Below are 7,547 nucleotides of genomic sequence, written 5' to 3'. Positions count from 1 at the left end.
CGCCAGTCTTTCCCGACACTGCCCCCTTCGACGCGGTCACCCGCCCTCTGCCCTCCAAGGCACGGCGCCCACAAGCACCCGGTGTTCCCACCGGCCGGGACGTGACGAGCTACCGTCCGAGAACACTGACCGGCATCAGGATCCAGGGCCTCTACACCCTTGGCGCTTCGCAAACCATCGCTTCGGGCTACGCACGGCCGACCATGAACGTACCGAATTGGCACTCGACAGGTCGCTCCGTCCCCTGGCGATCCTGCTCCGCGTTATGATGCTGGAGATGGACGGCTGGTTGGGGCTCGCCACCCTTAAGGCGAACCCCGAGACCGCCGGTATACCCGTGGTGATGGTCAGCTTCGTCGCCGACGCGGCGCTGAGCGCCTCGCTCGGCGCAGTCGAGGCCATGCCCAAGCCCGTGGACTGGGCCCGGCTGCGAACGATCCTGGATCAGTTCCGGGCGGCCGACGGCGACGTGCTCGTGGTCGACGACGACGCCGACATGCGCCATCGGCTCCGGACCGTGCTGGAGCGCAACGGCTGGACCGTCCGGGAGGCAGGCGACGGCCGCGACGCGCTCGACCAGGTCCGGCACGGGGTGCCGCGCCTCGTGTTGCTCGACCTCACCATGCCGGTGATGGACGGGTTCTCGTTCCTCGACCGGCTCCGGGTCCTACCTGGATGCGCCGAGGTCCCCGTGGTGGTCCTCAGCGCGCGCGATGTTACAGCGGCCGAGCGCGACCGCCTGTCCGAGGCCGACCGGGTTCTTCGGAAGGGTGACGCCAGCCTGCAGGACATCGCCACCGAACTGCGCAAGCTCGACAACCGCCAGACGGATGCCGGGGAGACTGTTTCCGTCGACGAGACGTCCCGGGCTTGAGCCCGCAACGTCCGACTGGCGAACGCCCATCGCGCGGGAGAACTCTCAGTAGGTCAGTGTCGCCCGCATGCCGACGACCGTGGCGTCCTTGATCCGCCGCCCGAGCGCGTCGCGCGGGTCCGGGATGTTGCCCCCCGGATGGAAGACGTACTGAAGGTTCGGCTGCACCGTGACGCCCGGGCCGAGGACGGCTTGGTACGTCGCCTCGACCAGTGCCTCGAATCGGCGCCGCGGCATGGCAACCCCCGTCTCCAGGATGGTGTCGCGGTCGAAGCCCCGCGCCGACGGCGAGATGCGCGCGTAGGACACGGCGATGCCCGCGGTGTCGTTCGAACGCCCGGGCAGCAGGCCGCGGTAGCCGATGCCGGCATCGAGGTAGAGGTCGACCAGGTTGCGGTCGCCGGGTGAGGCCATGGCGCGCACGAAGGCGCTGGCTCCCTCGTCTTCCTTGCCGGGCTCGCGGTACACGGTCTGATCGATCATCGCGTACAGGCCGTCGTCGCCGCGGAACCGCCGCGGGTTGCCCGTGCTCGCGGGGTCGGCGAGGGAACGGCCGGTGTCGTCGAACCGTAAGGAATCGAACCGCCCGAAATGGTGCCACCCCCCGAACGTCACCGTCCCGGGTTCGTCGAGCACCGCGCCCGTCCGGCTCCGTTCCTCGAAGTTGTACGCGTAGGCGACCTCGGCGATCACGAACGCCGGGTCGGACAGGCGGAAGTTCGTGCCGGTGCGGTCCCGGCGCTGCGGGTCCGGGTCGTTCCAAGGGCGGGCCGCGCCGGCCGGGACGCCGTCGAACAGCCCGACCTGGAACGACAGGTTCGGGGTCGGAAGGTACTTGGCCCGCACCGCCGGCGCGCCGAACGGGTAGGCCGGACCGCCGCTCGGCAGGTTGGTCCCGGTGATGGTCGGCCAGCCGAACGTGGAGTTGATGAACAGCGTCGCGGTCTGGCTAACCAGGAACTCGGTGTCGGCCGCGACCTGCCCGAGCTTGATGCCGAGCTGACCGTCCAGGAATTGCTGCTCGACCCATAGCTCGTACAGGCGCGTCGAGGGCAGCGCCTCAAGTTCGCTCACCACCGCCAGGTCGTTCACGGCGGCACGGGACAGCCCGGCGCCGTTGATCTGGAAGGCCTCGACCCGGAACGCGGCGCCGTGCCAGCCGGCGAGTCGGTCGAGATCGGCGTCGAGTTGCATGTCGAGCCGCCCGAGGACCGTCGCGGTCCGGCGCGTGCCGCCGCTGGTGTCGCCGAGGATGTCGGCGATGGCGTTGAAGCTGAGGACGACGCCATGATCGGACAGAAAGCGGCGCAGACCGGTCGGATCGGCCGCATCACCGAGCACGGACTGGATCGAGGTCGTCGCTACTGCGGACGGCTTGCCCGACACCTCGGGCTGGGCGACCGAGGTGCGCGGGTCGCCGCCGGCGCCGGTGTTCGCGGACTGGGCGACCGCTACGATGGGTGCGAGGCACAGGATCAGGGCGAGGGCGACACGGGACGCGCGGGCGTTCCTGGCGTGCCAACGCCGCGCGGTTTCGGCCGAGGGGCTGGACATCCTGGCCGCCGTTCGGAAGCGGCGCGTTGCCTCGATGTCCGGTCGGATGCCCATGCCGCTCGTCGGTCGCCCTCGATTCGGCTACGAGCCGCACCATACGGGCTGAGTGCCACCGCTCAAAACGTCATGGCGGCAATAGGGCCTGCGTCAGCGCGCGGCCATCGCGTCGGGTATCGATTGGACTCATCCATGAACCGATTGGACCTACCTTTGGAAGCTTCCACCGAGACCCAGGCTATCCTGGGATCGACCCGGCAGGGCGAGCCGCTCTGGGCCATGGCGTTCGACGCGGACGGGCGGGGGCGAGCCGTCCCGGCGACGGAGGCGGCGGCCGACCTCGACGCGTTCGGCGGTGGGTTCCTGTGGCTGCACTACGACCTGGATGCCGCCGACCTGACGGGACTTGCAGGCGAAGGCAATTTCGGTCCCACCCGGCTCGCCACCGCCGTGTTCGCCCCCGACGAGCACCAGCGCGTCACGGTCGAGGCCGACCACGTCGGAGGCGTCGTCGCGGATATCGCTCGCCCGGGCGCCAAGCCGGCCCCGGCCGGCAGGCTCCACTTCGTCATGGGACCGCGCAGCCTCGTCAGCGGACGCCGTGGACCGGCGGAGAGCCCGGACGCGACCCGTGCCGCGGTCGAGGGCGGCGACACCGTCGCTTCGCCGACGCTGCTCCTTGAGATCCTCGTCGGGCACGTCGTGTCGGCGATGGCCACTACCGGGCGGAGGCTCTCGGACACGCTCGACGGGATCGAGGACCACATCCTCGACGGACGGCCCCGCGACGACCGCCGCCGGCTCGGGCCGGTCCGCCGCAACGCGGTACGCCTGCACCGGCAGATCACCGGCCTCGCCGCCGTGTTCCACCGGCTGGAGGCGGACGGGGCGACGGACGACGTGCACGGACCCGCGGTCGCTGCGGCGGCGCGGCTCGCGCAGCGCCTCGACGCGCTCGACCGCGACATGACACTGCAGGCGGAGCGGGCACGGCTGCTGCAGGAGGAGGTGTCCGAGCGCATCGCAGAGGCGACGAACCGGCAGCTCTACGTCCTGTCGGTGCTGTCGGCGCTGTTCCTGCCCCCGACCTTCCTCACCGGCCTGTTCGGCATGAACGTGAAGGGGTTGCCCCTGGGCGACGATCCGCACGGATTCCTTGTCGTGTGCGGTCTCAGCCTGGCGTCGGCCGTCCTGGCCTTCGCGGTCATCCGCCTGCTCGGCATCCGACCGCCCAGGGCTTGAGCAGGTTTGCCGCGACCGTTCGTACAGTCACCTGACCCCGGGGCGATTGCTCCCGCCCCTCATGTCCGAAGTGAGCGGCAGCCTGAACGCTCGCGCGCAAGGCGGGAACCGGTCAAGCGTCGTCGGGTCAAAGGACGCCGTCGCCCGGCCGATGGACGCCACGCGCGCCATCACCTGCGAGCAGCGCGGCGACGAGTTCGGCCAGACGCGACGGGAGGTCCCGTTCTCGGGGGGCACCATTCGCCCTGCGAGCACCCAGGCGACCTCGGCAAGAACTTATTGGTCCTCGCCATCGTGGTCTCAATCATGCGTGTTGACCGGCATGCTAAACGTGCTTGTTGGGATGCGACGATACCGGGAGTCCAGGACGATGCCTTTACCGATGCAGGCTGCAATCCCACGGGCTTAGAGGTGAGCGTGTCATGGCCTATTGCGGAGCGCCTAGCGATTGACCGGGTTCGTCGCGTTCGGCAACCTATCCGGACGTAAGTCCCCGCAGGATGGCGTCGAGCCCATCAGTAAGTGCCGCCGGCCCCGGTTGCAGGATGAGCGGCGACTTGATCTCGACGATCCGCCCCTCCGCGACCGCCGGCATCGACGACCAGCCGGGCCGCGACGCGATGCGAGACGGCACCACCTTCTTCCCACACCAAGATGCCAGGATGACTTCCGGCCGGGCGGCCAACACCGCCTCTGGCGTGACGATGCGGTCCTTGGCGGCCGGCTGCCGGGCGAGTTCGGGGAAGACGTCGTCACCGCCCGCGATGCGCACGAGCTCGGATACCCACCCGATGCCGGAGATCAGCGGCTCGTCCCATTCCTCGAAGTATACCCGAGGCCGCCGGCGTCCGTGCGATTGTCCGGCGACCGTCGCCAGCCGTTCCTCGTAGCCGCGGGCCAGCGCCTCCGCGCGGTCCCTCGCATCCACGAGGGCGCCCACCGTCCGGATCATGGCGAGGATGCCGGCCACGTCGCGTTGGTTAAAAAGGTGGACCGCGACCCCGGCCCGGGCGAGGTCGGCCACGATGCCGGCTTGCATGTCCGAGAAGGCCAGGACCAAGTCCGGCGCGAGTGCCAGGATCTTGGAGATGTCGGCGCTGGTGAAGGCCGACACCCGGGGCTTCTCGCGACGGACCTGGGGCGGGCGGACGGCGTAGCCGGACACGCCGACGATCCGGTCCTGCTCTCCCAGCAGGTACAAGGTCTCGACCGTCTCCTCGGTCAGGCAGACGATCCGTTCAGGCGGGAAGCGACGCATGCCCATCCATAGCGCAAGCGACCGCCCGATGTCCGCGGTAGGCCCGGGCATGGCAGGCGTACGAGGGAGACGCCACCCAGCCCTTGGCCTCGGGCCCTCAACTCGAAGCCATAACGCGTAGCGCATGTCGTGACCCGTTACGCGTTACCCTCGGAGTCGCGCGACGCAACGTTCCAGGGCCCCTGCTGCCGGCGGGGCGCTCCCAGACGGGCCGGGGCGCGAATGACGCGGGGCCAACGAGTGTCGCCAACGACCGATGACACATAGGGTCGTCCCCGAAACGCCCTCGTGCGCCGCCACCGACACGCGACGCGGTCGAGCCGAGCGAAATCAATCCCGCCCGCAAGGGCGATCCTTGAATAAGAGGTCTGGAACGATGCTCTCCCAAGCGGCCGTCCTCCTGACAGCCCTCCTGTTCGGGGGAATGGTCCTGTACTCGTTCGGCTTCGCCTCGTTCCTCTTCAGCGCCCTGCCTGCCGAAGCCGCAGGCCCGCTCTTGCGGCGCGCCTTCCCGCACTTCTACGCCTTCGTCATAGGGTGCGCCCTCGCCGGCGCGGCGCTGACGGCCAATCTCGATGGGACCTCCGCCCTCATCCTCGGGCTCATCGCCTTCACGGCCCTCCTGGCGCGGCAGGTACTCATGCCGGCCATCAACGCGGCGAGCGACGTAGGCAATCGCAAGCGCTTCGGCGTGCTTCATACCGGGTCGGTCCTGGTCACCTTGGCCCACATCGTCGGATCGTCCGCGGTGATCCTCAGGCTATCCGCATAGGCGTGAAAGCTGATGCGCCCTCGGGAGACGCGTCCCGGGATAGGCAGGGTCCCAGCGTACCGCAGGCACACTACGCGTCCGCATGTCGGGTCGGGAGCAGCGCATCTACCAAGCCCGTACGGTCTGACCCCCGAAGATGCGCGACAGCGGCAGGTCGAGGAAGACGTAGGGGTTGGGGCTTGGCGGCTTGCCGGCCGCGTCCCGACAAACCGGTCGGGTATCTCCGAGGGCACCACCGCGTCGCCGGGCTCGGGCGTCGCCGCCCGCGAACGACAGGCGTCCTGCGTCATCGTCCGCAGGGACCGGGGCCACGGCCAAACGTTGCCCACGGGTATCGCCAGACCGGAGCCCCCATGCTGAACCCGCTCCATGCCACCTTCCTGCTCGCCGTGGAGGCGCAGAAGGTCATCGAGTTGCGGCTGGTGCGGATCGCCTGGGGCGGCGCCGAGGGCCAGGCCGAGATGGTCTCGATGGTCGGCGAGAAGGTGGTCGCCGCGATGGAGGCCGCCAACGCCCTGATGGCGGGGGGAAGTCAGGGCGACGTAATCGCCCGCTACAGGGAACTCGTCGCCGACAACACCCACCGCCTGATGGCCTGAGACGGCCCTCCCGAGGGGCGCGGGATCACGTGGGGCAGGCCACACCCCTCAAGCGCACGCCGACCTCATGGCCAGCCGTCCGTCTGCGGTTCCACGGGCGGGGTGTCGTCCTTTGGAGGCGGCGGCAAGTGGGGAGGCGGGACGCGTCCCGGGCTCGGCGGCGTCGGCAGCCCGAGGTCCTCGGTCGGTTCGGGTGCCTCGTCGTTACGGTCCCTCACGTCGGACATGTCTGATCCCCAGCGCTAGTTGACCTCGTGAACGAGCAGGCCGTCGAGGTTATGACCATCGCACGCAAACTGATCCACGCCGCATCGAACGGCGACAACTGGTTCCTGTGCGTCGGCGAGAACCCGACGGACGTCTTCGTCCTCCACGAGCCGAACGGTCCCTCGGGCGGAAGGCCGTCCCGCGTCGAACTCTCGACTTTCCTCTCCTCCCGGGCGGACTGCCCGGAGCGGCTCGCGCTGCTCGGCGTGATCGGCTCGCTCGTCTCGGCCTCCAGCGCCACCGTGCCGGCGTCCTCGTCCGGGCCTGAACCCGGCGCCGCCGGGGCCGAACCGACACCGGGGGAAATGGTGTCGCCGACCTGAAGGCGACGCACTTGGTGGACGCATCGAGACCTGGTCGACGCTCCCGGGGCGCTTTCATACGCAAAGAGGCGCCCGACAGTCCGTCGGTCGCCTCTTCCGCAGGCCAAGATCCATGGATGGCTACCCCGGTCGACGGGGTCGTCGGTTCAGCCGCGCGGACGAAACGACTCACGGCTCCATCCGGTTACGGTACGAACCATCCCGCCACGAAACCCGCGCTCGTGCGACCCGGCCTCGAACGGGTCGCACGAGCTTGCCGCGCCGGATCGTCAGTTCGAGAGCGAGACCTCGACGAGGTTGTCCGAAAACGACGGCGCATGGCCCATGTCGGTGAAGGCACCCGACGAGATGCTGTTCACCGTCCCCTCGTTGAGCTGGCGCCAGTAGCCCAGCGTCGCCACCACGATGCCCGGCTTCACGTCGTCCGTGATGCGGGCCACGCCCTTGAACGCGCCGCGGTCGTTGGCGACCTGCACCCGCTCGCCGTCCCGGATGCCCCGCAGGTCCGCATCGGCCTGGTTGATCATCACGAACTGCTCGCCCTGGCCCTTCTGCTTGTCCTCCATGTTCGCGTAGCAGGAGTTCAGGAAGTAGTGGCTCTTGGGCGAGACGATGTTGAGCGGGAAACGCTTAGCAAGTTCCGGGTCGTTCGTGTGCGACT

8 protein-coding genes are annotated in these 7,547 nt (G+C 69.3%); 5 read left to right on the top strand and 3 right to left on the bottom strand.

The genetic code is table 11. The features are described 5' to 3' along the window. Positions 1-217: 217 nt before the first annotated feature. Positions 218-874, top strand: coding sequence for a response regulator (locus MKK52_RS12925; RefSeq protein WP_243954325.1), 657 nt, complete (start codon positions 218-220; stop codon positions 872-874). A 45-nt stretch (positions 875-919) separates the two neighbouring features. Here the strand turns inward: MKK52_RS12925 and MKK52_RS12920 are convergent, their stop codons facing one another. Further along, on the bottom strand, positions 920-2,428 hold the full coding sequence (locus tag MKK52_RS12920; RefSeq protein WP_243954323.1) for a carbohydrate porin: 1,509 nt from the start codon (positions 2,426-2,428) through the stop codon (positions 920-922). A 189-nt stretch (positions 2,429-2,617) separates the two neighbouring features. Here MKK52_RS12920 and MKK52_RS12915 point away from each other — a divergent pair, with 189 nt between their 5' ends. Continuing rightward, positions 2,618-3,667, top strand: coding sequence for a CorA family divalent cation transporter (locus MKK52_RS12915; RefSeq protein ID WP_243954322.1), 1,050 nt, complete (start codon positions 2,618-2,620; stop codon positions 3,665-3,667). A 475-nt stretch (positions 3,668-4,142) separates the two neighbouring features. On the opposite strand, the gene MKK52_RS12910 is transcribed toward MKK52_RS12915, so the two are convergent. Then, positions 4,143-4,925: a cobalamin-binding protein gene (locus MKK52_RS12910; protein WP_243954320.1), complete on the bottom strand. Its 783-nt coding sequence runs from the start codon at positions 4,923-4,925 to the stop codon at positions 4,143-4,145. Positions 4,926-5,301: 376 nt separating this feature from the next. Between MKK52_RS12910 and MKK52_RS12905 the strand changes: the two genes are divergently transcribed. The 3 genes from MKK52_RS12905 to MKK52_RS12895 all read left to right on the top strand — a co-directional run bounded on the left by MKK52_RS12905 (position 5,302) and on the right by MKK52_RS12895 (position 6,886). Beyond that, positions 5,302-5,697 carry a DUF4149 domain-containing protein gene (locus MKK52_RS12905; protein WP_243954318.1) on the top strand — a complete coding sequence of 132 codons (396 nt, stop codon included), beginning with the start codon at positions 5,302-5,304 and terminating at the stop codon, positions 5,695-5,697. Positions 5,698-6,050: 353 nt separating this feature from the next. Continuing rightward, positions 6,051-6,296 carry a hypothetical protein gene (locus MKK52_RS12900; RefSeq protein ID WP_243954315.1) on the top strand — a complete coding sequence of 82 codons (246 nt, stop codon included), beginning with the start codon at positions 6,051-6,053 and terminating at the stop codon, positions 6,294-6,296. A 278-nt stretch (positions 6,297-6,574) separates the two neighbouring features. Next, positions 6,575-6,886: a hypothetical protein gene (locus MKK52_RS12895; RefSeq protein WP_243954314.1), complete on the top strand. Its 312-nt coding sequence runs from the start codon at positions 6,575-6,577 to the stop codon at positions 6,884-6,886. A gap of 269 nt (positions 6,887-7,155) precedes the next feature. On the opposite strand, the gene MKK52_RS12890 is transcribed toward MKK52_RS12895, so the two are convergent. Continuing rightward, positions 7,156-7,547, bottom strand: a 392-nt coding sequence (locus MKK52_RS12890) for a molybdopterin dinucleotide binding domain-containing protein (RefSeq protein WP_279597811.1), incomplete at its 5' end; no start/stop codon positions are given.

Origin of the sequence: Methylobacterium sp. J-067 (assembly GCF_022829465.1) — a bacterium.
GTDB lineage: Bacteria > Pseudomonadota > Alphaproteobacteria > Rhizobiales > Beijerinckiaceae > Methylobacterium > Methylobacterium litchii.
The sequence above is the reverse complement of the archived record's forward strand: the minus strand, read 5'-3'. Positions and strand labels throughout refer to the sequence as shown.